24 protein-coding genes are annotated in these 24,041 nt (G+C 74.2%); 12 read left to right on the top strand and 12 right to left on the bottom strand.

The window, feature by feature from the left end; all coding sequences use genetic code 11:
• Positions 1 to 446: 446 nt before the first annotated feature.
• The 4 genes from JK356_RS16720 to JK356_RS16705 form a co-directional block, all read right to left on the bottom strand.
• Positions 447 to 725, bottom strand: coding sequence for a hypothetical protein (locus JK356_RS16720; protein ID WP_201868931.1), 279 nt, complete (start codon positions 723 to 725; stop codon positions 447 to 449).
• 231 nt (positions 726 to 956) lie between these two features.
• Positions 957 to 1,538, bottom strand: a complete 582-nt coding sequence (locus JK356_RS16715; RefSeq protein WP_201868929.1) for a hypothetical protein — start codon at positions 1,536 to 1,538, stop codon at positions 957 to 959.
• Positions 1,539 to 1,596: 58 nt separating this feature from the next.
• Positions 1,597 to 3,915: a DUF6571 family protein gene (locus tag JK356_RS16710; protein WP_201868928.1), complete on the bottom strand. Its 2,319-nt coding sequence runs from the start codon at positions 3,913 to 3,915 to the stop codon at positions 1,597 to 1,599.
• A gap of 176 nt (positions 3,916 to 4,091) precedes the next feature.
• Positions 4,092 to 5,633, bottom strand: coding sequence for a hypothetical protein (locus JK356_RS16705; protein WP_201868927.1), 1,542 nt, complete (start codon positions 5,631 to 5,633; stop codon positions 4,092 to 4,094).
• Positions 5,634 to 6,135: 502 nt separating this feature from the next.
• Between JK356_RS16705 and JK356_RS16700 the strand changes: the two genes are divergently transcribed.
• A complete protein-coding gene (locus JK356_RS16700; protein WP_201868926.1) occupies positions 6,136 to 6,567 on the top strand; it encodes a peptidoglycan-binding protein in 432 nt (143 codons plus the stop codon).
• An 82-nt stretch (positions 6,568 to 6,649) separates the two neighbouring features.
• On the opposite strand, the gene JK356_RS16695 is transcribed toward JK356_RS16700, so the two are convergent.
• The gene (locus JK356_RS16695; protein ID WP_201868925.1) at positions 6,650 to 7,495 is read right to left on the bottom strand and encodes a helix-turn-helix transcriptional regulator; all 846 of its coding nucleotides are present in this window, start codon (positions 7,493 to 7,495) and stop codon (positions 6,650 to 6,652) included.
• 140 nt (positions 7,496 to 7,635) lie between these two features.
• Here JK356_RS16695 and JK356_RS16690 point away from each other — a divergent pair, with 140 nt between their 5' ends.
• The gene (locus JK356_RS16690) at positions 7,636 to 8,385 is read left to right on the top strand and encodes an SDR family oxidoreductase (RefSeq protein ID WP_201868924.1); all 750 of its coding nucleotides are present in this window, start codon (positions 7,636 to 7,638) and stop codon (positions 8,383 to 8,385) included.
• 100 nt (positions 8,386 to 8,485) lie between these two features.
• Here JK356_RS16690 and JK356_RS16685 read toward each other — a convergent pair whose 3' ends face one another.
• On the bottom strand, positions 8,486 to 8,965 hold the full coding sequence (locus tag JK356_RS16685; RefSeq protein WP_201868922.1) for a hypothetical protein: 480 nt from the start codon (positions 8,963 to 8,965) through the stop codon (positions 8,486 to 8,488).
• A gap of 171 nt (positions 8,966 to 9,136) precedes the next feature.
• On the opposite strand from JK356_RS16685, the gene JK356_RS16680 reads away from it, so the two are divergent.
• The 4 genes from JK356_RS16680 (at position 9,137) to JK356_RS16665 (ending at position 11,765) form a co-directional block, all read left to right on the top strand.
• On the top strand, positions 9,137 to 9,490 hold the full coding sequence (locus JK356_RS16680) for an SH3 domain-containing protein (RefSeq protein WP_201868920.1): 354 nt from the start codon (positions 9,137 to 9,139) through the stop codon (positions 9,488 to 9,490).
• Positions 9,491 to 9,697: 207 nt separating this feature from the next.
• Positions 9,698 to 10,606 (top strand): hypothetical protein, encoded by a 909-nt coding sequence (locus tag JK356_RS16675; protein ID WP_201868913.1) that lies wholly within the window; start codon positions 9,698 to 9,700, stop codon positions 10,604 to 10,606.
• Positions 10,607 to 10,800: 194 nt separating this feature from the next.
• Complete coding sequence (locus tag JK356_RS16670; RefSeq protein WP_201868912.1) at positions 10,801 to 11,235, top strand: nitroreductase family deazaflavin-dependent oxidoreductase; 435 nt, start codon at positions 10,801 to 10,803, stop codon at positions 11,233 to 11,235.
• A 95-nt stretch (positions 11,236 to 11,330) separates the two neighbouring features.
• Positions 11,331 to 11,765, top strand: coding sequence for a nitroreductase family deazaflavin-dependent oxidoreductase (locus tag JK356_RS16665; RefSeq protein ID WP_201868911.1), 435 nt, complete (start codon positions 11,331 to 11,333; stop codon positions 11,763 to 11,765).
• A gap of 15 nt (positions 11,766 to 11,780) precedes the next feature.
• Here JK356_RS16665 and JK356_RS16660 read toward each other — a convergent pair whose 3' ends face one another.
• Entirely contained in the window at positions 11,781 to 13,082 is a 1,302-nt protein-coding gene (locus JK356_RS16660) for a geranylgeranyl reductase family protein (RefSeq protein ID WP_201868910.1), read from the bottom strand.
• Positions 13,083 to 13,345: 263 nt separating this feature from the next.
• Here JK356_RS16660 and JK356_RS16655 point away from each other — a divergent pair, with 263 nt between their 5' ends.
• Positions 13,346 to 14,836, top strand: coding sequence for an FG-GAP repeat protein (locus JK356_RS16655; RefSeq protein ID WP_201868909.1), 1,491 nt, complete (start codon positions 13,346 to 13,348; stop codon positions 14,834 to 14,836).
• A 33-nt stretch (positions 14,837 to 14,869) separates the two neighbouring features.
• Here the strand turns inward: JK356_RS16655 and JK356_RS16650 are convergent, their stop codons facing one another.
• Positions 14,870 to 15,727 (bottom strand): GNAT family N-acetyltransferase, encoded by an 858-nt coding sequence (locus JK356_RS16650; protein WP_201868907.1) that lies wholly within the window; start codon positions 15,725 to 15,727, stop codon positions 14,870 to 14,872.
• 82 nt (positions 15,728 to 15,809) lie between these two features.
• On the opposite strand from JK356_RS16650, the gene JK356_RS16645 reads away from it, so the two are divergent.
• From JK356_RS16645 to JK356_RS16630, 4 genes are read left to right on the top strand one after another with little or no spacing between them, the layout of a single operon-like run.
• Complete coding sequence (locus JK356_RS16645; RefSeq protein WP_307815669.1) at positions 15,810 to 16,976, top strand: histidine kinase; 1,167 nt, start codon at positions 15,810 to 15,812, stop codon at positions 16,974 to 16,976.
• A complete protein-coding gene (locus JK356_RS16640) occupies positions 16,973 to 17,719 on the top strand; it encodes a response regulator transcription factor (RefSeq protein ID WP_201868905.1) in 747 nt (248 codons plus the stop codon). The genes JK356_RS16645 and JK356_RS16640 overlap by 4 nt, the downstream gene beginning before the upstream one ends.
• Before the next feature lie 56 nt (positions 17,720 to 17,775).
• Positions 17,776 to 18,708 (top strand): ATP-binding cassette domain-containing protein, encoded by a 933-nt coding sequence (locus JK356_RS16635; RefSeq protein ID WP_201868903.1) that lies wholly within the window; start codon positions 17,776 to 17,778, stop codon positions 18,706 to 18,708.
• The gene (locus JK356_RS16630) at positions 18,705 to 19,454 is read left to right on the top strand and encodes an ABC transporter permease subunit (RefSeq protein WP_201868901.1); all 750 of its coding nucleotides are present in this window, start codon (positions 18,705 to 18,707) and stop codon (positions 19,452 to 19,454) included. Before JK356_RS16635 ends, JK356_RS16630 begins: the two co-directional genes overlap by 4 nt.
• On the opposite strand, the gene JK356_RS16625 is transcribed toward JK356_RS16630, so the two are convergent.
• The 3 genes from JK356_RS16625 to JK356_RS16615 form a co-directional block, all read right to left on the bottom strand.
• Positions 19,377 to 20,261, bottom strand: coding sequence for a slipin family protein (locus tag JK356_RS16625; protein WP_201868894.1), 885 nt, complete (start codon positions 20,259 to 20,261; stop codon positions 19,377 to 19,379). The two genes, JK356_RS16630 and JK356_RS16625, sit on opposite strands and share 78 nt — an antisense overlap.
• Complete coding sequence (locus JK356_RS16620; RefSeq protein ID WP_201868892.1) at positions 20,258 to 21,010, bottom strand: NfeD family protein; 753 nt, start codon at positions 21,008 to 21,010, stop codon at positions 20,258 to 20,260. The genes JK356_RS16625 and JK356_RS16620 overlap by 4 nt, the downstream gene beginning before the upstream one ends.
• Positions 21,011 to 21,083: 73 nt before the next feature.
• Positions 21,084 to 21,899 carry an SDR family NAD(P)-dependent oxidoreductase gene (locus JK356_RS16615; protein ID WP_201868890.1) on the bottom strand — a complete coding sequence of 272 codons (816 nt, stop codon included), beginning with the start codon at positions 21,897 to 21,899 and terminating at the stop codon, positions 21,084 to 21,086.
• A gap of 61 nt (positions 21,900 to 21,960) precedes the next feature.
• On the opposite strand from JK356_RS16615, the gene JK356_RS16610 reads away from it, so the two are divergent.
• Positions 21,961 to 22,908: an LLM class F420-dependent oxidoreductase gene (locus tag JK356_RS16610; RefSeq protein ID WP_201868888.1), complete on the top strand. Its 948-nt coding sequence runs from the start codon at positions 21,961 to 21,963 to the stop codon at positions 22,906 to 22,908.
• 22 nt (positions 22,909 to 22,930) lie between these two features.
• Here the strand turns inward: JK356_RS16610 and JK356_RS16605 are convergent, their stop codons facing one another.
• Complete coding sequence (locus JK356_RS16605) at positions 22,931 to 23,800, bottom strand: SigB/SigF/SigG family RNA polymerase sigma factor (RefSeq protein ID WP_201868885.1); 870 nt, start codon at positions 23,798 to 23,800, stop codon at positions 22,931 to 22,933.
• Positions 23,801 to 24,041: the final 241 nt, after the last annotated feature.

Here is a 24,041-nt window from a genome sequence, read left to right as displayed (position 1 = left end):
GCACGCCACCAGCTCGCCTACTGGCGGGGCGAGGCAGGGGACGCAGCCGGCGCCGCAACCGCATACGAACAACTGCTGACAGACCAGCTGCGCGTGCTGGGCCCCGACCACCCCCACACCCTGGCCACCCGCCACAACCTCGCCGCGTTAAGAGATGATCCAGAACCCGGCTGACCTGAGAGCGTGCATTACCACTTTACGATGCAGATTTTTACCATTTCGGGTTTGTCAAACTGTAGCCCGCATCGACGAACTCTTCTTCTCGGAAACTAGGCGCATGTTGCACACAAATGAAGCATCGCGTCCCTATGATATTCTTCAGCATTGCTGCCAACAACGATGCCACCACAACAGTCGCTGCAAGATCGAATCCGAGGCAATATCACCCACCCGCAATAATGTCGAACCCGGGCAGCAGACGGTGGGCAGCTATTCCCGGCCCGGATTTATCGGTAGGTAAGTTCCGAGAACGGGTTTTGCCCTGGCGTGCAGTACGAGTGGTCGACGACCTCACGCATCAAGGGCTGGATCAGCTCAGAGAGCACCTGGACCGACTCCTTATCATCGGCAGGAAATGCGGCACGGACACCAACGTTGAAAGCGTGGTTGATGCCCCCAGGCTGGCAGGGCGTACCCGCTAGAACGAAGCCGGGCCGTGCCATCGCCTCGAACTCGCCGGGAACGGGCGTGCCGTCCTCGATCGCGTAGTCGTAGTGGCGGTCCACGCCGTCGATGTAACGTTCGAAGTTCCCACTGGCATCGAGGTCAACGAGGATGACCTCTCGCCGTCCACGCTGATGTGACAACGGTCTACGGCGAGCCCGGACATGTCGGGGAAGCCATCGATCTCCAGATCCGAGCCGGGCGGGAAGAGCGGATCGAAGAGATTCCTCGGCACCATCCTCCCTGGCGCGCCCACGAGCTGCTGCGTGGCCTCACCGTCTTGCCGTCCCCTCTCAGCCCGCGTCCCTTGGCTGCCGGAACTCCGAGCGCGGATTCTCGCCGGGCGTGCAGACGGACTGCTCCAGCGCCGCCGCCATCAACGGCTGGATCAGCTCCGTCAGCACCCGCACCGACTCCTCGTCGTCCTCGGGGTACGCGGCCTCGACCGCGATCGTGAACGAGCCGATCGCCACCGCGTCCCCCGGCTCGCACGGCGTGCCCGCCAGCGCCAGCCCCGGCCAGACCATGGCGTCGTACGGGCCGTCCACCGGCTCCCCGTCGGCCAGGTCGTACTCGCCCGCCAGGTCTTCGGGACCGGGCCGCTGAAGGAAGTCAGCGAAGCTCTCCGCCGCCCAGGTCTGGACGAGGATGACGTCCTCGCCCTCCACGCTGACCGAACAGCTCTCGTTGGTATCCAGATAGGGGAAATACCGCGACAGATCGCTGCTGTCCGGGCTGCCCGATCCCGGCGGAAACAGCGGATCGTACAGCCGCTGCGGAAGCTGAAGCCCGCACAGGGTGTCCGGCACGGCGTACTCCCGCTCGGCGGAGCCATCACCACCGCAGCCCGCCGCCAAGACGCCCGCGAGCAGCACTAGGACACCATGCGAGCGCAACCTGATGTGCTTGGGCCCCATGGCTGGGCCCCATGGCCTATTCACCATCCCAGTGCAGCTCCTGGTCGTACTTGTCGTCGATCTCACCGACCGCTCCGTTGTAAAGACTGGTAGCCGACACATCCTCACGGTCACCCACCGCCCTTTCGAGCGCGTCGAGCACGAAATCGCTATAGGCATCTCTCCCGCTCTGCCACATCCGGTCCCCTTCCTCATACGCCTGCTGGGAGTTATCGCGTTCCAGCGTGTTGAACAGGCTCTCGCTGAGCTCACCGGCCCCCCAGCCGACGATCCCGCCGACTACCGGAATCTTGCCGGTGGCCTCATCGAGAACGAGTCCGGCGATGTCCTCCGCGACGCCCAGCCTGCTGTTGAACTCCTCATCGGACTCGACCACACCGTCCCGGATCGAGGCGGCACGTGCGCTGCTCATGATGCCCGCGATCGTTGCGCCGGGGCCGACGGCATCATTCACGCGGTTCGCCATCGGCGGCTCTTCCGCGGTGACCCCGTTCACGGCCATGTCGATGGCAAGAGCCGTATAGGCCTGGTTGGCGCCGGTGATGGCGGCGTAGGCATCCGGGTCGCGTCCCACCTGCGCGAGGAAGTAGTCGACGGGCAGGTCCCGGAGCAGAGCGGGAGCGTCGTCTCCCTGGAACATGAGGCCGCGGCGGCTCACCGCGTACTGCATTTCCGCGATGTAGGCCGCGGACATGCGCCCCAGTTGCGGCCGGATGTCGGTGAACGGGCCGTCGTCGGCGATGAGAGCGCCGTTGTCGGCGGAGAAGCGCTCGACGACCTCGCGCATGAGGGCTTCGCCCTCGGGGGTCCGGGCGTACTCGTCGTTGCTGCCCGCCCGGCGTCCCGTCGTCGCGGCCTCCAGGGCGTCGCCGAAACCGCTGTAGTCCCACTGCGGGTCGTGGTGGGTGGAGCCGAAGGCGGGCAGCCAGTCGCGTTCGATGAGGTAGTCGAGATTGGCCGGGTCACTCAGGTAGGCGGTGGCCGCGTCCGGGTGCTGGCCCATGATGCCCAGGACGCTGTTCATCGGGTCGCGGGCGAAGCGCTGGTCTGCGGTCCCGTACTCGATCTCGGTGGCGTCCACCGGGCCCAGCGGCCAGAAGTAGGTGCCGTCGCCCTCGGCTTCCCGGATGTTCTCCGCGACATCGGTGAGGAAGCCGGCGGAGTATCCGCTGCCCTCCTCCATCAGGTTGAGGAGCATCTGGTAGCCGCGCACGTTCTCGATGCCGCGCGGGTCGGTTTCGGCGCTGAAGCTGACCACGAACTCCGACCGGCCGACCTCGTCGAACTCGGCCATGAACTCCTCGTACCACTGCGCCTGCGACGTGACGGCCCAGTGGTGGTACCAGGGATCGCTCGGATGGGGGACGGTGGTGGCGCTGGCCAGGGCGTTGGCGATGTTGGTTTGCAGGTCGGCGTAGCCCTCGCTCAGCGCGGGATCCCCGCCGCCGTACGCGAGTTCGGGGAGGCGTTCGGCGAGGGTGACCAGCCCTTCCACCCCGATGGCGTCCATCAGGGCGCGGTTGAAGTCCCCGCCCGAGGCCTGGCTGTTGCTGGACAGGAACTCGTTGAGCATGAAGAGTTCCTGCTGCGACAGGTCACTGGCGTTGCCGATCAGCCCCTCGACGAGTTCCGCCGCCTCCGCCAGGTCCTCCTCGCTGGCCAGCTGGAAGGCCGCCAGGCGCTCCGCGAACGCCTGCCCCTGCGGGGTGTTCTCGGTCCACTGCTCGTACTCCTCCGTGCCGGGCCTGATGTCGCCCGGCAGCCAGAAGGAGGCGGTCAGCACCCGGGCCAGCTCCTCGCGCAGCTCCCGCGCCTCCTCGCTGTCCCCGCTGGCCTCGACCCGCCGGGACAGGGCCAGGAACTCCGCCATCCCCAGGTCGTCGACGAGCGCGGCGGCGAACTGGGGATCGGAGGAGAAGGCCCCCAGGAGGCTGCGCATCTCCTCCATCTCTGCTTCGCTCAGCTCCTCCTGCTGGGCGAGTTTCAGGATCCGGTCGAGGTTCGCCTGGCCGACGGTCTCGAACGGGCTGCTGGGGTCGGCGTTGGCCTGGTTCTGGAACCGCTCGAGGTCTTCCGCGGTGGGCGGGCCCGATCCCCAGTCCGGCGTCGGCGTGTCGCCGCGCAGCAGGGCCGCCTTGTCGCGCAGCTGGTCGGCGGTGTCCGCCAGCCAGCTCAGTAACGGGACGAGGCCCGCGAGTTCGGATGAGGCGCTCAGTTCGCGGGCGCGGTTGAGGATGTCGGTGAGCTCGCCGTAGGCCCCGCCGTCGCCGGGGGTGCGGAGTAGGTCGGCGAGCGCGTCCAACTCGTCCGGGTTGGCGCTGCGGATGTCGGTCATGGCTGCGGTGGCCCCCCTCCTCCGCCGGGTTTTCCCCCGTGTGGACGCTTCACGCTGCGATGTGCGGCAACGGACCGTCCCCGGTGCGGCGGCCCGCCGGAACGGGTAGCGGCGGCGGGCACGGTCCGTGCTGGTCTGGGCGGACCTTACCGTCCGCCGCCCGCCGCCGGAAGCCATCAGGGGCGGAACAGCGGCTCGTACGCGGCACGCACGTCAGCCGGGGAGGGGTCGACGTACTCGTCCGGCGGCGGGCCGGTGTCCACGCCGTAGTACTCGTAGCGGAGGACGTTGGGGCAGCTGGCACCGCCGATCTGGATGCTGCCGTCCCGCACCAGCTCCCCGGTCCGCACCTCGTAGACCCGGATGGGGAACTCGCGGTTGTGGAAGGTCACCTCCTGGCCGAACGGCAAGATCGGCGACTCGTAGGTGCACGTCTCGACGGCGTACCCGTACTCCAGCTCGCCGACGCAGATGACCAGGTCCACCTCGGCGGGGTCGGTCGTCAGCCACGCGTCCGGCAGGTGCCGCTTGTGCTCCATGTGACCGAAGTGCGCCGCCTGGAGCGACCCGCCGCTCCGGTACGGGTCGGCGCCGCGGTAGGGCTCCGGGGCGTCGCAGTACGGCGGCTGCTCGCCCCGGGACGGGGGAAGCAACAGGTCACGCAGCCGGTCGAGTTCGATGGCCGACTGGGCGCGCTCGATGCCCGCGCGGGCCTCGCTGGCGAGATCGTGCTCGGGGTACTCGTCGAGCAGCTCCTGGTACCGGTCCTGCGCCGTCTCCCACGCCTCGCGCGCCATGGCCTGGTCGCCGCAGCCGACGATCGCCGCCGGGGCGACGCGCGGCACCACATCGGCGGCGCGGTCCAGCACGTCGCCGCTGGCGGGGCGTTCGGCGAGCCAGTCGGTCAGCGTCTTGGTGTCGCAGGGGTCGTCGGTGGGCAGGGCGTCGAGGAACGCGTCCAGGACCGCCTCGACGTCGCTCTCCCGGCGGGGGAACTCCGCCAGTACCGCGGCGAGATGATCGAAGGCGGTGGCCAGGTCGTCCTCGTCTCCCCACAGCGCCTTGTCGAGGTCCTCGGCGGCCTCGGCGAGGACCAGGTCGGCCCGCTGGCCGGGCGCCCCGTCCCACAGCGCCCCGGGGTGCGCCTCGTACTCCTCCAGCGTCGAGGCGGCCGTCAGCGGAGTGCGCTCGTACTGCCGCTGCGCCTCGCGCAGCAGCTCGCACGCCTCGGCGCTGGTCTCCGCGCGCCTGACCAGGCGGGGATCGGCCACCTCGTGGCCCAGCCCCAGCTCGTCCAGCAGGGACAGCGCCCGCTTACAGTCAGCCGTGCGGTGGGCCTCGGCGGCCTCCCGCTCGATCCGCGCGGCGTCGGCGCGCAGGGCGATGAGCGGCACCAGCACCAGAGCGACGGCGGCGAGGGCGACGGCCCGCTGGACCAGCCGCCCCCGCCCCCGCGCCGCTCCCGCCGCCGTCGCCCCGGGCCGGCGGCCACGGCGGGCCAGCCGCCAGCCGTGGACCGTGACCGCCACCCACCAGATCAGCACCACGATCCGCAGCCAGGCGGCCTGGGGGGCCGCCACCACCAGCAACACCAGCACGACCGTCAGGCAGAGGCTGCCGACGGCCACGCGCCAGCGTCCCAGCAGCGCGTACCCCACGCTCAGCAGCGAGGCGTTGCCGAGCGCGGCGGCCAGCGGGTCGCACGGCCGTGGCTCCATTAACTCCGGTGGATCCGGACGGTCGTGCGTCGGAGGTATCGGCTCCACGGAACTCCCCTTCCCGTGCGAGACACCGCTGGGGGGCTCATTGTGAGAGCGGTGGCCCGGGAGGGGTCCCAGGAGAAGAAGCGGGCAGCGTCCCGCGTCCCGCCACGCCGGGGGGAGTCCGCGCGCGGGGGCGTTCTTCCGTGCGCCCGCCCCACTGCCCTCGCCGTTTCCGGTCGTTGCCGCCGCCGTGTCATGCCCGCGGCGGCACCCCGCGCAGGACACCGTTTCCGCTGGAGGCGCTGTGGACTTCTTCCGCTCCGACCGCCGTGCCCGCCTGCGTCGGGTCCTCGCGGTCTGCGCGGCGGTGGCCGCCATCGCCGGCTGCCGGCGCGCCAGGCGCACGGGGGCGGTGACAGCGCCGGGAAAGCGGCGCTGGCGACGATTGCGGCCGACGTCACGAAAGGTGACGGCTCCCGCTAGGCACCGGGACGTGCCTCGACGAAGGGGAACCCACATGCGCCGGTTCATCGCCACGCTCACCGCTTCGGCCGCGATGCTGGGGGGCCTCGGCCTCGCCAGCCTCACTACCGCCGCACCCGCCCACGCCGCCGGGTGGTGCGACGGCACGAAGTCGGTCGTCCACACGTCCTACGGCCACAGCATCAGCCTGCCGGTCAACCGGGCTTCCGGCAGCACGGACTGCATCATGTCCGAGGGCGCCTCCGGCCCCGCGGTCACCGCGCTCCAGACGGCGCTGCTGCTGTGCAACAACCAGAACCTCCGCACCGACGGCGAGTTCGGCCCGATCACCCGGGAGGCACTCGCGGCGGCCCAGGCGCGGAGCGGCGCCACGCCTGACGGCGTCTACGGTCCGGAGACCCGCCGCTCGATTCTCTGGCCTTCCTACCTGAACGGCACGTTCACCGGCTGCGCCGTCAGCAGCTGACGGGCCCGCCCTGCCTCCGGATGCCCTTGGTCCCGCCGTCCCGGGCGACGGCGGGACCAAGGTGTCCTGGGCGCCGGGCAGTTCAGGCGCGGGGGGCGATGTCCTGCGTGCCGATGACGGACAGCAGCTCCAGCTGCGCGGCCCCCTCGGTGCCGGGCGGGGCCGTGAACCACAGCAGCCGCTGGGTGCCGTCCTCGTTGGACACGCGGTGGCATTCCGTCTCGATGACCCCGAGCGAGGGATGCACGATGCGCTTGCGGTCGCTGCGGCGCAGCGCGACGTCGCGGGTGTCCCACAGCCGCGTGAACTCCTCGCTGCGCCGCCGCAGCGTCCCCACGAGCCGGATGACGTCGGCGTCGCGGCTGCGGCGGGCGGCGGCGGCCCGCAGGTCGGCGACGAAGACGCGGGAGTGGTGCTCGTGGTCCTCGGGGGGATGGAGGGAGCGGGTGGCGGGATCGGTGAACCACCGGTACACGAAGCTGGTTTCGACGCCCCGCCCGACGGGCTGGCGCCCGAGGAGCGCCGCCGCCAGCTCGTTCTGCGCCAGCGGCTCGTGCAGGTCGGTGATGATCTGCGCGGGCGTCGTCGTGAGCCGGTCCAGCAGGCCCAGCAGCGCGGGGTGGGGGTGCGGGCTGGCGCTGGGGGAGGCGGGGACGCGCCGGTCAGCGAGCAGGAACAGGTGGTCGCGTTCGTCCGTGCTGAGGCGCAGCGCGCGGGCCAGGGCGGCGAGCGTCTGCTCGGAGGGCTGGGCGCCGTTGCCGCGCTCGAGTTCCGTGTAGTAGTCGGCCGACAGCCCGGCCAGCTGCGCTACTTCCTCACGCCGCAGCCCGGGTACGCGGCGCCGGGGGCCATGGGGCAGACCGACGTCGCCGGGCCGGACGCGGTCGCGCCGGGACCTGAGGAATGCGGCGAGTTCGGGAAGGTTCACGTCTTCTATCGTGCCGGTACCGGCCCCCGCCAGCCAGGGGACGCCAACCCCAGGTTCCACGGCTCCCTGGCAGACCGCTGGGCCTGCCCTGAGGGTGGAGGTGTTCCTCACCAATCCCCCTCATCCACGGGAGTCTTCCCATGTCTGAGCACACCCCCGAGCGGTCCCGGGTCGCCATCGTCACCGGCGGTTCGCGCGGCATCGGCCGCAGCATCGTGCACCGCCTGGCCGCCCAGGGCTTCGCCGTGGTCGCCGGTTACGCGGACCGCCAGGAGCTGGCGGAGAGCGTGGTCAAGGAGGTCACCGCCGCCGGCGGGCGCGCCCTCGCCTGCCGGGCCGACGTCGCCGACGAGAGCCGGGTCGCCGCGCTCTTCGACGCGGCGGAGCGGGAGTTCGGCGGCGTCGACGCCGTCGTCCACGCGGCCGGCCGGATGCGGCTGTCTCCCATCGCCGGCCTCGACCTGCACGACCTCGACGACCTGCACCGCACCAACATCCGCGGCACGTTCGTCGTCGCTCAGCAGGCCGCGCGGCGGCTGCGCGAGGGCGGGTCGCTGGTGACCTTCTCCACCTCCCAGGTGGGGCTGGCGTTCCCGGCGTACGGCGCGTACGCCGCCAGCAAGGGCGCGGTCGAGACGCTGACGCCGGTCCTGGCGCGCGAGCTGCGCGGAAGGAACATCACGGTCAACACCGTCGCCCCGGGGCCGACGGCGACCGACCTGTTCCTGGCGGACAAGGACGCGGAGACCATCGCGCGGCTCGCCAAGGCCGCGCCGCTGGAGCGGCTGGGCACGCCGGAGGACATCGCCGAGGTCGTCGGTTTTCTGGTGTCGCCGGCCGGTCACTGGGTCAACGGCCAGGTGGTCCGCGCCAACGGCGGCCTCATCTGACTGGGTCCGGTGCGGAGCCGGCCTGACGCCCGGGCCGTGACCGTCACCCGCCGTGGCCGGCCGGCGCGGTCGCGGCGGGCGGGCGGGCACGCCCAGTGCTTCAGGTGCGAAAGGAGGTCCGCTCCGCGCGGCGGTCGGCGGCGGTCAGGTGCACGGCGCGGGTCACCGACCACAGCAGCAGCGCCACGACGAGCGGGACGCCGAGGATGGCGACGGCGGCGGCGCCGAGGTGGGCGCCGATGGTTCCGGCGGTGACCACCCGCCACCCGGCTCCGGTCAGGGCGCCCGCGATTACCAGCGGCAGCAGCACCTGCCACCAGGCGCGCGGCAGCCGCCCGGCGCGGGTCGCGGCCAGCAGCACCCCGGCGCAGGCCACGGCCAGTGCCGCCGCGCCGCCGCCGAGCAGCAGTGTCGTGCTCCGCGCCAGGTGCCACGGTTCGATCAGGTAGTCCAGCTTGGCCGGTGCCACGCCCGGGGCGTTCCGCTGGCCGATCAGCCCCCAGACGGCGATGGGCACCGAGACGACGAGTCCCGCCGCGGGAACGGCGAGTCTTCGGCGTCTTTTCCGTTTCTCTGCCATGTGCCCGAGTATGGGCGGAGACGGGCGCAGACGGCACGGGTACGGGTGCGCGCAGCGGATCACGCGGCGGGATCGCGCCACCGCGGCGCCCCCTTCCGGGCGCCTGGCGGCCCCGCTCGGCACGGCGGGGGCGGCGGCCGGCTGTCAGTGCCGGGTGGCAGGCTGGACGGCATGAGACGAGTGACGGCGCGGGTGGGGCATCGGATACCGGAGCGGGCGCCGCTGCGGGTGGAGACCGGCGATGTGGTCACGGTCGGCGAACGCGACGAGACGTGGCCGGAACTGGTCTTCGTCCTCACACCGGAGGGCAGCGGCCGGGTGCCCGCCCGGCACCTGTCGCTGCACGGCGACGGCACGGCGAGGGTCGTGGCGGCGTACGACACGACCGAGCTGCCCACCGAGGCCGGGGAGGAGCTGGAGGTCGTCGAGGAGGATCTCGCCAGCGGCTGGCTGTGGTGCCGCGCCGCCACCGGGCGCGAGGGCTGGGTTCCGGTCAGCACGCTCGTCCGCTCCCAGGCGGTCTAGCCACGCCGGTCCGTCGCCGCCTACCCTTGCGTCTGGCAGCCCGGCCGACGTTCGCTATCCCGAACACGCCGGGCCCGTGCGGCCTCCCCTCCCCCACCACCCTTCCCGGAGGCCGCCGCCAAGGTTGTCAGTTACATGCCAGAGCCGCGTGCTCCCGCCCGCCCGCGCGCCGGGCGGGGGCAGGCATGCGCCAAGGAAGTGACCTACATGTCCAGCATTACCACCGCCGCCCGGCGGTCAGCGGTGGCGCTCGTCGCCCTGCTGCTCGCCGTGGCAGCCGCCATCGCCAGCGCGCCGTCGTCCGCGTCCGCCGCGTCGCCCGCACCGGCGCAGGACGATCCCCCCCTTGTGGACAACGACTTCCCCGTCACCAGGGAGGGCGCCTACGGCGACAACCGCTTCACCGTCTTCCGCCCCTCCGACCCGGCGGCCGTGGGCGAGCCCATGCCCGTGCTGGCCTTCGGCAACGGCGCCTGCGCCCACACCGACAACAGCGAGGTGACGCAGGCGCTGACCTTCCTCGCGTCCAAGGGCATCGTCGTGGTGGACACCGGCTCCGCCGACGGCTCCGACAACGGCGTGCCCAGCGGCCAGCCCATCCCGTCCCTGCTGACCGACGCCATCACGTGGGCCGAGCAGGAGCAGAACCGCGCCGACTCGCCGCTGTACCAGCAGCTCGACCTGTCGAAGGTGGCCACCGCGGGCCACTCGTGCGGCGGCCTGGAGGCGCTGATCGCCGCGCAGGACGACCGGGTCTCCGCCACGGTCGCGCTGAACAGCGGCCTGTTCGCCGACGGCTCCTACGGCTACTCCCGTGACGAGCTCCAGCGGCTGCACGCCCCGGTCATGTTCCTCGACGGCGGCCCCTCCGACATCGCCTACGAGAACTCCCAGGCCAACTACGAGCTGGTCAGCGTGCCCGCGGTGCTGGGCACCCAGCCCGACGCCGGGCACGTGGGCTTCATCACCGGCTACCAGATGACCGAGGGCATGACGGTGGTCGTCTCGTTCCTCGACATGGTGCTCAACGGCAACCAGACGGCGCGGGACTACATCCTCGACCCGTCCGGCCTGGCCTCCCAGGCCCCCTGGTCCGTGTCCTCGAAGAACTTCTGAGCCAGCCGCCGGGCCGCGCCGCGTGTCCCTCACTGCCCACGCCGCGGCGCGGAGCGGCGCAGCGCTCCGGAAGCGCGCCGAGGTACACGGCGACGGCGCCGCCAGCCAGCTCCCGTGCGGGGGCGGCTGGCGGCGCCTCACCCTGCCTCGTGCCGCAGGCGACGGGCCGCCCGGCGCGGGCGTGGCCTGCCGTCATGAGCGAGGACGCGGAGGTACGGCTCAGCCCGGCGGACTGGGTGGCCAGACAGGCCCGCGAGTACGAGGAATCGGGCGGCACCCGGGGAACGGTGACCAACGGGGTGCCCTGCCTGCTGCTGGACTACGTCGGACGCCGCTCCGGCGCCTGGCACCGGACGGTGCTGATCTACGGGCGGGACGGCGACGACTACCTGATCGTGGCGTCCAACGGCGGCTCGCCCCGCCACCCGCTGTGGTACCTGAGCATCCGTGAGAACCCCCAGGTGCGGCTGCGGGTAGGCACCGAGCGGTTCCCGGCACGGGCCCGGACGCTGCCGCCCGAGGAGAAGGCCCGGGTATGGCCGGGGCTGGTGGAGCTGTTCCCGCAGTACGCCGGCTACCAGCAGAAGACGGCGCGCGACATCCCGGTCATCCGGCTCACCCGCGTCTGACGCCCCGGCCGACGACGCGCTCCGCCGCCGCGGGGCGTGCTCTAGCTGGCCGGAACACCGCTGCTGGCGCCGCCGGGCGGGCGTAGCCTGCCGTCATGAATGAGGACGCGGAGGTACGGCTCAGCCCGTGGGACTGGGTGGCCAGGCAGGCCCGCGAGTACGAGGAGTCGGGCGGCACCCGGGGAACGGTGACCAACGGGGTGCCCTGCCTGCTGCTGGACTACGTCGGACGCCGCTCCGGCATCTGGCGCCGGACGGTGCTGAACTACGGGCGGGACGGCGACGACTACCTGATCGTGGCCTCCTGCGCCGGCTCGCCCCGCCACCCGCAGTGGTACCTGAACGTCCGTGACAACCCGGAGGTGCGGCTGCGGGTAGGCACCGAGCGGTTCCCGGCACGGGCCCGGACGCTGCCGCCCGAGGAGAAGGCCCGGGTATGGCCGGCGCTGATCGAGCTGTGCCCGGCGTGGGACGAGTACCAGCGGAAGACCACGCGCGACATCCCGGTCGTCCGGCTCACCCGCGTCTGACCCCCGCCGGGGCGGTCACCGGCGGCGCGGACGGCGGCGGGGCCGGGGCGCGGGCACAGCACGCACCAGGGCGTTGACGACCCGGTCGGCGACGTCGCGGTGGCCGCCGTCGTCCGTGACGTTCACCAGCAGCCGCGTCAGGTAGCGCATGGCGGTGGGCGACGTGACGACGTGCTTGCTGAGGAACGACGTGAACGCGGGCTTCTGCTGGAGCGCCGCCCACACGGTGCCGAGCCGGTAGTAGCTGCCGTGGCGGCGGTGCACCTCCTGCGGGTAGCGCTGGAGGACGCGTTCGCGCCACGGCCCGGCCGGGCGGGCCAGGGCGGACGCCGCGATGTCGGCGGCCAGCTCGCCCGCCTCCATGGCGTAGGCGATGCCCTCGCCGCTCCACGGGCTGACCATGCCGCCGGAGTCCCCGGCGAGCAGCATGCCGCGGGTGTAGTGGGGCAGCCGGCTGAAGCCCATGGGGAGGGCGGCGCCGCGCACCGGCCCGTCGATGGAGCCGGGGTCCTTCAGCCCCCAGTCGGGCGGGGTGCGCGCCAGCCATTCGTCCAGCAGCCGCCGGGTGTCGGCCTGGCCGGGTCCGTCGCCGTGGACCAGGCCGAGGCCGACGTTGACCCGCCCGTCGCCCATGGGAAAGATCCAGCCGTAGCCGGGGATGAGCGGGCCGCCGGGGCGGGCGGCGAGGTCGGTCCAGATGTCGAGGTACGGCTCGTCGTGGCGCGCCTCGCAGCGGTGGTAGCGGCGGATGGCGGTGGCCATGGGGCGTTCCGGCAGCCGGTCCACGCCGAGGGCGAGCGCGAGCCGCGCGGAGACGCCGTCGGCGGCGATGACCAGCGGCGCCTCGAACGCCGTGGTCGTCCCGTTCACCGTGGCCCGCACGCCGCGGACCCGGCCGGTGCGGTCGGTGACGGGCTCGGTGACCCGGGTGGACGTGTGCAGCCGGGCCCCGGCCTTGACGGCGCGCTGGGCGAGGATCTCGTCGAAGTCGTGGCGGGAGCGGGTCAGCCCGTAGCCGGGGAAGCGGGTGTTCTCGCGCCAGTCGATCTCGACGGTGGTGCCGTGCGAGAAGAAGCGCACGCCCCGGTTGCGGTGCCAGCCGGGGCCGTCGGTGTCCACACCCATGCGCATCAGCTGGCGGACCGCCCGGGGCGTGAGGCCGTCGCCGCAGACCTTCTCGCGCGGGAACTCGGCCTTCTCCAGCAGCAGGACGTCACGGCCGTGCCGGGCGAGGTGGTAGGCGGCGGCCGATCCGGCGGGACCGGCTCCGACCACGATGACATCGGCGCTCTTGGATGCGGGCGGGCTGACGGGCATGGGCACATCCCTCCGGGGCACGGGCCGGTGGCCGGACAACACAGCTAGTTACCCAGGGCCGCCCGGGTCAACCGGAAACCACCCGACCGGCGGGCCGCGCCGCGCCCGTCGCTCGGGGTCAGCGACGCGCCGGTACCCGAAACGGTCATTTCCCGCATGGGAGTTGAGCCATTCCGGTCACGCAGTGCGATGCTAGGGCCTTCGTCGAACGTGCCAGCCGCCCCGCTTCCGGTCCGGAGCGGGGCGAAGGGGGAGTGAGGAAGATGAAGCGCACCCGGGGCGTCCTGGTGGCGGTGCTGCTCGCCGCGCCGCTGGCGGCCTGCGGCTCGGAGACCGCGCCGCCGCCGGACGAGGGTGCGGCCGAGGCGGGGCCCGGCGCCTGCCACGACTCGGGCCAGGCGGAGCGGAACGCACCGGGCCCGCCCGACTTCAACGGCGACGGCCACGCCGACCTGGCGCTGCCCGCCATGCTCAGCGCCGTCGGCTCCGCGAAACGGGCGGGGGCCGTCTCGGTCGTCTACGGCTCGCCGGACGGCCCGGACACCGGCCGCGCCCAGGTGCTCAGCCGCGATGCCGAGGACGTGCCGGAGGAGTTGTCCCACGCCACGACCTTCGGAGAGGACGTGGTGGCCCGCGATCTCGACGGGGACGGTGTCACGGACCTGGCCGTGACGATGGACCACGAGCCGTCGAACTCCCCCCGCACCGCCGTGTTCTGGGGCTCGGCCGAGGGGCTGACCGCCGGCCCGGTGCTGCCCGGCGGCTACGGCCTGGGGGGCGGCGACTTCGACGGCGACGGCCAGGCCGACCTGCTCTTCGGCAGCCACGACGCCGGCTCCGGCCTGACCATCGCGTACGGGCCGCTCGGCCGCGACGGCGAGGCCCGCCGCACGGTCAGCCTGGGCGCGATGAGCTTCGGCGAGGCCAGCGTGCCGGACCAGATGATCATCGGCGACGTCACGGGCGACGGCCGCGACGACCTCGTCACCAGCCAGGCGTTCGAGGAGATGCAGGAGTACGCCCGCCTCTACGTCAGCGGCGAGGACGGGCTGACCAAGGAGTACGTCACCGTGGAGACGTACTCCCGCAACGGCGTCATCGCGGACTTCGACGGCGACGGCTGCGGCGACCTCGCCGTCCGCGACGTCGGCCAGGTCTCCGAGGACAGCCCGAACGACCCCGGCGAGATCCGGGTGCTGCGCGGCTCCCCGCAGGGCCTGCGCGGCGCGGGCACGCCGCTCACCCAGGACAGCACGGGCGTGACGGACGGCGACGCGACCGCCGACGAGTTCGGCGCCGCCCTCGCGGCGGGCGACGTCAACGGCGACGGCTACGCCGACCTGGCCGCCGGGGTCCCCGGCGAAGACGCGGGCGCGCCCGGCGCGGGCGCCGCCGTCGTGCTGTTCGGCGGCGAGGACGGGCTGACGGGCGACGGCGCCCTCACCTTCGCGCAGGGCGCCGCCGGCGTGCCCGGCGAGCCCGAGGCGACCGACCGCTTCGGCAGCGCGGTGTGGCTGGGTGACATGACCGGCGACGGGCATCCCGAACTCGCCGTGGGCGCGCCCCGCCAGACCGTCGACGGCAGCCTCTCCGGCGCGGTGACCGTCATCGGCGGCACGGCGGACGGGCCGTCAGCCGGGCCGGACGCCACCGCGTTCGGGCCGGCCGCGCTGGGCGCGCCCACCGCCGGCAGCGACGACCCGGACGACCTGTACTGGTCCGGCACCGGCTTCGGGCGGTCCTTCGCCCGCTGACCGGCTCCGCTCCGGCCGGCGCGGGCGCGGGCGTCAGGCGCCGGAGCTGAAGGCCCAGACCGCGTAGTCACCGGCCGGTTCGTAGCCGAGGCGCTGGTACAGGCCGTTGCTGGTGGGGTTGGCCAGGTCGGTGAAGAGCAGCACCTCGGCCAGCCCGCGCTCCCGCGCCGCGCCGCTGACGGCGGCGGTCACGGCGCCGCCGTAGCCGCGGCCGCGCAGCGCGGGCGGCGTGTAGACGGGGCCGACGCGGACCATGCCCGCCACCGCCCGGCTGACGCCCGCCATGGCCACCGGCGTGCCGTCCGCCTCCCACAGCGTCAGCCCGCCGTAGCCGAGCCGCGCGGTCACCGCCTGGCCGGGCGGGACCGCCGCCGCGCCCGTCTCCTCGCCGAACGCCCGGTACCAGTCGGTCAGCAGCGGCCGGTCCGCCTCGCCGGCCACCCGGGCCGCGCCCGGGGGCATCGGGTCGGGCCAGGCCAGCGTGGTCAGCCGGTACAGCCGCTCCCGCATCGCCACGCGCGCCCGCAGGCCGCCGCCGCGCCGCTCGCGCCACGCCCCGGCGAACGCCTCGGCCGTGTCCGCGGGCGCGTTGACGCCCGGCACGGCGTATGCGCCGCCGTCGAGCGCCTCGGCCAGCGCCGGCAGCGCCCGGCCCGGCAGCCCGGTGAGCACGATCGGGTGCGGCGGCGTCTGCACGAACGCGCCGCCGGCCTCGCCGTCCTCGGTCCACCAGCCGTAGCGCGGCGGGGCGCCGCCGTAGAGGCCGGGGCCGCTGGCGCGCAGCGACTCGGTGATCGTCAGCGGCAGCGTGTGCGCGGCGGGCCGGGCCCGCAGGAAGCCGCCCGCCGCGGCGAGGAAGGCGTCGAGGTCGTCGGTGAGTGTCCAGGCCATGGGGTGCTCCTTGCGGGCTTCTTCGGTCCAGTACTCCGTCAGTCGTACGCGGCTGCGCCCCGGTGGCCGTACCGTCCGGGACGTGAGAACTATCGCGGACGCCGTCCTCGTCGCGGCCGTGGGCTGCCTGACCGCGGCCGACCTGGCGAGCAGCATGACGGGTTCCCGGGACGACGACTGGTTCAGCTGGCTCGTCTTCGCCGGGTCGCTCGCCGGGCTGCTGGCCTGGCGCCGCCTGCCGCTGGCCGCCGCCGTCGTGACGGGCGCGGGAATCGCCGCCTGGACGCTGTACGGGCACATCGGCGAGCTGCTGAACCTGCCGGTGATGGTGGCGCTGTACGGCGTCGCCGTCTCCGGTGAGCGGCGGCGCACCCTGGTCACCGGCGCCGTCGCGGCGGCGGCGTCGGGCGTGGTGGCCGTGCTCTCCGGGCAGGAGGAGGGGCGGCCGTTCCCCTCGCCGGTGCTGGAGATGATCTGGCCGCTGGTGCCGCTGCTGCTGGGCGAGGTGGTGCGCGGGCGGCGGGAGCTGACCGCCTCGTACGCGGAACGGGCGCTGCGCGCCGAGCGGGAGCGCGAGCGCGAGGCGGAGCGCCGGGTGCGGGCGGAGCGCATGCGGATCGCGCGTGAGCTGCACGACATCATCGCGCACACCGTCTCGGCCATGACCGTGCAGGCAGGGGTGGCGCTGGAGGCGATGGAGCGGCGGCCGGACCTGGCACGGGACGCGATGCGGCAGGTGCGGGCGTCGGGCCGGGAGGCGGTGCGGGAGCTGCGCGCCACCCTGGAGGTGCTGCGGGACGTCCCCGGCGGCGGGGCGCCCGGCGCCGGCGGCCCGGCGCCGGGGCTGGCGCAGCTGCCGGGCCTGGTCGCCCGCGCCGGCGGCGAGCGGCTGCGCGTCACCCTGGCCGGCCCGCTGCCGGACCCCGCGCGGGTGCCGCCCGGCACGGGCCTGGCGGCGTACCGGATCGTGCAGGAGGCGCTGACCAACGTGGTGAAGCACTCGCGGGCGCGCGAGGCCGTGGTGTCGCTGGCGGAGGCGGACGGGACGCTGGTCGCCGAGGTGGTGGACGGCGGTCCCGCCCGCGCCGCCGGTGCTCCGCCGGCCGGTGACGGGGGCGGCTTCGGCCTGATCGGCATGCGTGAACGCGCCGCCGCTGTGGGCGGCACCCTGGCGTGCGGCCCGGAACCGGGCGGCGGCTTCCGGGTCCGCGCCGAGCTGCCGCTGGCGCCTCTACCCTCGGTGCCATGACCGCGACGCGAAGCGGCGGGCCCGGCGGCCCGCGGGAGACCGGCGGGCGCGTGCGCGTGGTGCTGGCCGACGACCAGACGGTGGTGCGGGCCGGTTTCCGCGCGCTGCTGGACCTGACGGACGATCTGGTCGTCGTCGCGGAGGCCGCCGACGGCGACCGGGCGGTGGCGGCGGCCCGCACCACGCGGCCCGACGTGGTGCTCATGGACATCCGCATGCCCGGCACGGACGGGCTTGCGGCCACCCGCCGCATCGCCGCCGACCCGGCGCTGGCGGGCGTGCGGGTGCTGGTGCTGACGACGTACGAGTCGGACGAGTACGTCTTCGAGTCGCTGCGCGCTGGGGCGGCCGGGTTCCTGTTGAAGGACGCCGAGCCGGAGGAGCTGCGGCAGGCCATCCGCACGGTCGCGGCCGGGCACAGCCTGCTGGCGCCGTCCGTGACGCGGCGGGTGATCGAGGAGTACACCCGGCTGCGCGGCCCGCTGGCGGATGGCGCCCGCGTGCTGGCACCGCTGACCGCCCGCGAGCGGGAGGTGATGGCGCTGGTCGCCGAGGGCCTGTCCAACGAGGAGATCGGCGCCCGGCTGCTGATGTCGCCGCTGACGGCCAAGACGCACGTCAGCCGCGTGCTGACCAAGCTCGGCGCCCGCGACCGGGCCCAGCTGGTCGTGCTGGCCTACGAGTCCGGGCTGGTGCGCGCCGGGGACCCGGGCCGGGGCCGCGGGCTACTCCGCGGGGAGTAGCCGCCCGCTCCCCGCGCCGGATGGCGGCGGCCGCGCGCGCCCCTAGCGTCGGCCGCGTGATCGACGTACACGACCTCACCAAGCGCTACGGAGGACGGGCCGCCGTGGACGGCCTGTCGTTCTCGGTGCGGCCCGGCCGGGTGACCGGCTTCCTCGGGCCGAACGGCGCGGGCAAGTCCACGACCCTGCGGGCGATCCTGGGCCTGGACACCCCGGACCGGGGCACCGCCCTGGTCGGCGGCAGGCCGTACGCCCGCCTGCGGGAACCGCTGCGCGTCGTCGGCTCGCTGCTCGACGCCCGGGGCGTGCACCCGGGCCGCTCCGCCCGCCACCACCTGGCGGGCCTGGCGGCCAGCAACGGGCTGCCCGCCTCCCGGGTGCCCGAGGTGCTGCGTGCCGTCGGGCTGGACGAGGCGGCGGGCAGGCGGCGCGTGAAGGGCTTCTCCCTCGGCATGGGGCAGCGCCTGGGCATCGCCGCCGCCCTGCTCGGCGACCCGGAGGTGCTGATCCTCGACGAGCCGGTCAACGGGCTGGACACCGACGGCATCCGTTGGATCCGGGACCTGCTGCGGAAGCTGGCGGCCGAGGGCCGCACGGTGTTCCTCTCCAGCCACCTGATGAGCGAGATGGAGCTGACGGCCGATCACCTCATCGTGATCAGCGGCGGCCGGCTGCTGGCCGACGCGCCGGTGCGGGAGTTCCTGGCCGCGCACGCGGGCGCGGGCATCACGCTGGTGCGCGGCCCGGAGGCGGAGCGGCTGCGGGAGGTGCTGCGCGACGCGGGCGGCACGGTGCGGCCGCACGCGGGCGGCGGCTGGCTGGTGTCGGGCCTGGATGCGGCACGGATCGGCGAGCTGGCGCACGGCGCCGGGCTGGCGGTGCACGAGCTGACGCCGCGCCGCTCGACGCTGGAGGAGGTCTACACGGCGATGACCGGGGACCGTGCGGGCGGTCAGGCCGACGGCCGGGCAGGGGGTGCGGCGCGGTGAACCCGGTGGTGTTCCGGCGGACGCTGGCGTTCGAGTGGATCAAGTTCCGCAGTGTGCGCGCCACGGTGGGGACGACGGCGGCCGCGGCGGCGCTGCCGGTGCCGGGCGCGGTGTTCGTGGCGGCCACCGGAAGCCTTCAGCCGGACGACACGGTGCTGGGCGGCAGCCTGACCTTCGCGGTCCCGGCGATGATGCTGGCGGCGGTGGCGGGGGCGCTGGCCGTCTGCGGCGAGTACGGCAGCGGCACGGTGCGCACGACGTTCACGGCGGTGCCCGCGCGCGGCACGGTGCTGGCGGCCAAGGCGGTGCTGGTGGCCGCGGTGCTGTACGGGCTGGCGCTGCCCGCGTGCGCGGGGGCGTTCTGGGTGGGTGAGGCGATGCTGGGCGGGGACTACGCCCGGGGGGAGCCGCTGCCCGCGCTGCTGGGAGTGGCGGCGGCGTTCTCCGTGGCGGGGCTGCTGGGCCTGGCGCTGGGCACGCTGCTCCGCCACGCGGCGGGCGCCGTCACGGCCGTGCTGGCGCTGCTGCTTCTGCCGTCGATGCTGGGGCCGCTGTTCGGCGGCGCGGAGCGGTGGGTGGCGGGCGTCTCGCCGACGGCCGCGCTAGAGAAGCTGGCGCAGTCCTCGGACGCCTCGGCGGAGGCGGTCGGCAGCCTCGGCCCGTGGCCGTCACTCCTGCTGGTCACCGGCTATACGCTGCTCGCTCTGCTCGCCGCCGCCGGGCTGCTGCGCCGCCGCGACGTGTGAGGGGGCGGCCGGGCGCGCCGTCCCGGCCGGGGCCTCGGTTCCGGCCGGGCCGCCGGGGCGGAGGGTGTCCACGAGGCGGAGCAGCTCCATGGGCAGCGGGAAGATCAGCGTGGAGTTCCGCTCGTTGGAGACCTCCGCCATGGTGGACAGGATCCGCAGCTGCATCGCGGCGGGGTGCTCCTCCAGCCGCTGGGCGGCGTCGGCGAGGGTCTGCGCCGCCTCGAACTCGCCCTTGGCGTGGATGACCTTGGCGCGGCGGTCGCGTTCGGCCTCGGCCTGCCGGGCCATGGCGCGGCGCATGGCCTGCGGCAGCTCGACGTCCTTCACTTCCACCAGGGTGACCTTCACGCCCCACGGGTCGGTCACGTCGTCGATGATCTGTTGCAGCCGCCGGTTGATCTCGTCCCGGTTGATGAGCAGTTCGTCCAGGTCGACCTGGCCGAGGATGCTGCGGAGCGTGGTCTGCGCGATCTGCGAGGTGCCGGTGATGTGGTCCTCGATCGCCAGCACCGACCGGTTAGGGTCGACGACGTTGAAGTACGTCACGGCGTTCACGCGGACGGTGACGTTGTCCTTGGTGATGATGTCCTGCGGCGGGATGTCCATCGTGACGGTCCGCAGCGAGATGCGGATCATCCGGTCCACGATCGGGATGATCAGGAACAGCCCGGGGCCCTTGGCGCCGATGATGCGCCCGAGGCGGAAGACCACTCCCCGCTCGTACTCGGGGACGATCTTTACGGCCGCCATCGCCAGGATGAGCAGTACGGCCGCGACGACGATGACGGCGATGAGCAGGGCGTTCATGGGGATTCCTCCTCGGGGTCGGCGCTTTCGACGACCAGGTCGAGCCCTTCGGTGCCCACGACCCGGACCCGCTCCCCCTCGGCGACCGGCCCGTCGCGGCCGCGCACCGTCCACCAGGCGCCCTCCAGCAGCACCTGTCCCGTGCCGGACTCGGCGTGCCGCACCACCGCCTCGCGGCCCACGAAGGTCTCCGTGCCCGTGGCCAGCGGGGTTTCGCGGGCGCGCCAGGCCAGGCGCCCGGCCAGCAGGGCGCCCGCCCCCGCCACCAGCGCCACCGGCCACAGCACCAGGGCGCCGATGCCCTCCTCGTCGAACAGCACCGCCCCGGCGGCCAGCAGCGCCACCGTCCCGGCCGCCGCGAACGCGCCGGTGACCGGCGTGAACAGCTCCGCGGCGAGCAGCACGGCGGCGAGCAGCAGCAGCGGCAGCCCGGCGGAGCGGAACTCCAGGCCGCTCAGCGCGACGAGACCGAGGACCACCAGCACGGCGCCGAGGGCGCCGGCCACGCCCAGCCCGGGGCTGGCCAGCTCGTAGAGGAGCGCCAGCACGCCCATGGCCAGCAGGAAGTAGGACAGTTCGGGGCTCGCCAGCGCGTCCCGCACGTCGTCGGCCCGCCCGGCGTGCGCCCCGGTCGCGGTGAGCCCGGCCAGCCCGGCCAGCCCGGCCAGCCCGGTGAGCCCGGCCAGCCCGCCGCGGGCGCGCCGGGAACGCCAGGCACACCGGGCACGCCGGGCACGTATGTCGCCCATAGCGGCATTGTGACCTATTTGTCCCTTTGCCGCGCTGGCAGCGTCCCTCCCCGCCCAGGCACCGGCCGGGGCGCTACAGCGCGTGCCCGCCGGCGACCTGCACCACCTGGCCGGTGATCCAGCGCGCCTGGCGGGAGGCCAGGAAGACGACGGCGTCGGCGACGTCGGCGGGCTCCCCGACGCGGCCCATCGGCACGAGCGTGCGGGCGTACTCGTAGACGTCCTCGTCCATCCAGCCGGTCTGCACCGGGCCCGGCGCGACGGCGTTGACGCGGATGCCCGCGGCGGCGAGGTCGAGCGCGGCGGCGCGGGTGAACGCCTCCAGCGCGGCCTTGGAGGTGCCGTAGCCGATCTGCCCGGAGAAGGCGCGGGCGGCGTCGGTGGAGATGTTGACGACGCTGTACGAGCCGCTGGGCGCCGCCTCGGCGGGCACGCGGCGCGCCAGCTCGGCGGTGAGCAGGGCCGGGGCGATGGCGTTGACGCGGTAGTGGCGGCCCAGGCCGTCGGCGGTCAGGGCGTCGATGGTGTCGGGGCTCTCGCAGTGGGCCGCGTTGTTGACCAACACGGACACCGGGCCCATGCGGGCCTCGACGGCGTCGAACAGCGCCTGCGGCGCGTCCGCGGCGGCCAGGTCGGCGGGGAAGGCCATGGCCCGGCCGCTGTCGCCGTCCGCGAGCCGGGCGGCGAGGCGCTCGGCTTCCTGGCGGCCGGGCGCGGTGTGCTCCCAGCGCACCCCGGGCGGCGGCCCGGGGTCGGCGCCGTCGCCCTCGTAGTAGTGCACCGCGACGCGCGCGCCCTGGTCGGCGAACGCCCGCGCGATGGCCGCGCCGATGCCGCCGTTGGCCCCCGTGATGAGCACGATCCGGCCGGCCAGTCCCGTATCGATCACGCGTCGATCTTCGCCCCGCCCCCGCCGGCGGACAACCGAATAACCCGCCTACGGTGGAGCCATGGAGATCAGTGTGGTCGCTGCGGCGAGGGAAGACGACAGGCCGCCGCTGGAGGCGGTGCGGGTGGCTGAGCTGGCCGACCGGCTGGGGTACGGCGAGGTGTGGCTCGGCGAAGGCCCGACGTGGGACGCGTTCGCGCTCGCCGCGGCCGTGGGACAGCGCACCCGGCGGGTGACGCTGACCGCCGGGCCGGTGTCCGTGCACGTGCGGGACGCCGCGTCCCTGGCGCGGGGCGCCGCCGGCGTGGCCGCACTGACGGGACGGCCAGCGGGCGTGGCGCTGGGCGCGTCCAGCGTGCGGGTCGTCGAGGAGGTGCACGGCCTGGCCCGGACGAAACCCGCCGCCACGCTGCGGGAGCGGGCCCGGCAGGTCCGGGAGTACCTCGACGGCGCCGGGTGGGGCGGCGGCTTCACGCGGCGGCTGCCGCCGGGCGGCGGCACGCTGACCGTGGCGGCGTTCGGCGACCGCGCCATCGCCGCGGCGGCGGCGTATGCGGACCGCATGGTGCTCGACCTGGTGTCGCCCGCGCAGGCCGCGCGGCTGCGCCGCAAGCTGGACGAGGCGGTGGCGGCGGAGGGACGCGGCTCCCGGCCCCGGCTGGCGGCGTGGCTGCCGGTGGCGGTCGATCCCGTGGCCGACTCCTACCGGCACCTGCTGGGCAGCGTCGCCGGGTACCTGACGGTGCGGGGGTACGCGGAGGTCTTCGAGGAGGCGGGCTTCGGCGAGGCCGTGGCACGGGCGGCCGCGGGCGCCTCGCGGGAGGAACTGGTGGCGGCGCTGCCGCGCGAGGCGGCGGGCGTCGTCGGCCTCGTCGGCGACGTGGCAGCGGTGCGGGCGCGGCTGGCCGAGTACGAGGCGGCGGGCCTGGACGAGGTGGCGCTGGTGCCGGTCACGGGCGGGGACCCGGACGGCGAGCGCAGCCTGCGCGCCCTCGCGCCGCAGGACTGAGCCGGGCTGCGGTGCCCCCCGGTTAGGCCGGGTCACCCCGGTCGTCCGGGCCGTCCGGCTCGTCCGGGCCGCCGGGCGGGGTCTCCCCGTTCTCGATCTCCTCCTGGAGGCGGGAGCAGATGCGGTGCAGCAGCCGCGAGACGTGCATCTGCGAGATGCCCAGCTGCTCGGCGATCTTGCTCTGCGTCATCTCCTCGAAGAACCGCAGATACAGGATTCGCTGTTCGCGTTCGGGAAGCTCCCGCAGCCGCGGCTTGACGGCCTCGCGGTAGACCACCTGGTCGTACCCGGGGTCGGGCAGGCCGAGCGTGTCGAGGAGCGAGTAGCCCTCGCCCGGCCCCGGCAGCTCGGCGTCGAGCGACAGCAGACTGTAACTCTCCAGCGCCTCCAGGCCGGTGTGGACCTCCTCCTGCGACAGCCCGCTGTACTCCGCCAGCTCCGCCACGCTCGGCCCCCGGTCGTCCAGGCGGCAGTCCAGCTGGTGGCGGGCGGCCCGCACCCGGTTGCGCAGCTCCTGGGTGCGGCGCGGCACGTGCACCCCCCACAGGTGGTCGCGGAAGTGGCGCTTGACCTCGCCGACGATCGTGGGCACGGCGAAGCTCTCGAACGCGCAGCCGCGCGACGGGTCGTACCGGTGCACGGCCTTGACCAGCCCGAGCGCGGCGACCTGCTCCAGGTCCTCCAGCGCCTCGCCGCGGTCGCGGAACGTCCTGGCCAGGCGGCCCGCCATCGGCATCCAGGCGTGGATCACCTCCTGGCACAGCCGCTGCCGCTCCGGGCAGTCGGGCAGCCGGGCGATCCGCTCGAACTGCCTGCGGGTGTCGGGCGCGTCATCGTGCGGATGCCGCCCCCGCCGTCTCTTCGCTGTGGTGCCGGTCGTGGCAGCAGTCATAGGCAGCACTCCCAGGGAGTCGAGGCAGCCGGATGGCTGCGCTCCGTACTTCCGCCGGAGGGCCCCTGCCGGTGGGCGGCCCTCGCGGTTGTGCCGTTGTGCCCCGGTGCGGCGGGGCCCCTTGCCCGGTGTCGCCGGGCGCGAAACGGGCCTCGCGCATCGGCCTTCCGGTTCAGTATCAGCGCCATCGGCGAATGCCGCGACAGCAAACCGGCGGCACCCGCACGGCACACAGGGCGGC

It is taken from the genome of Streptomyces sp. 7-21 (assembly GCF_016741785.1).
In the GTDB taxonomy this organism is placed as follows: Bacteria; Actinomycetota; Actinomycetes; order Streptomycetales; family Streptomycetaceae; genus Streptomyces.
This window is presented reverse-complemented; position numbering and strand designations above follow the sequence as displayed.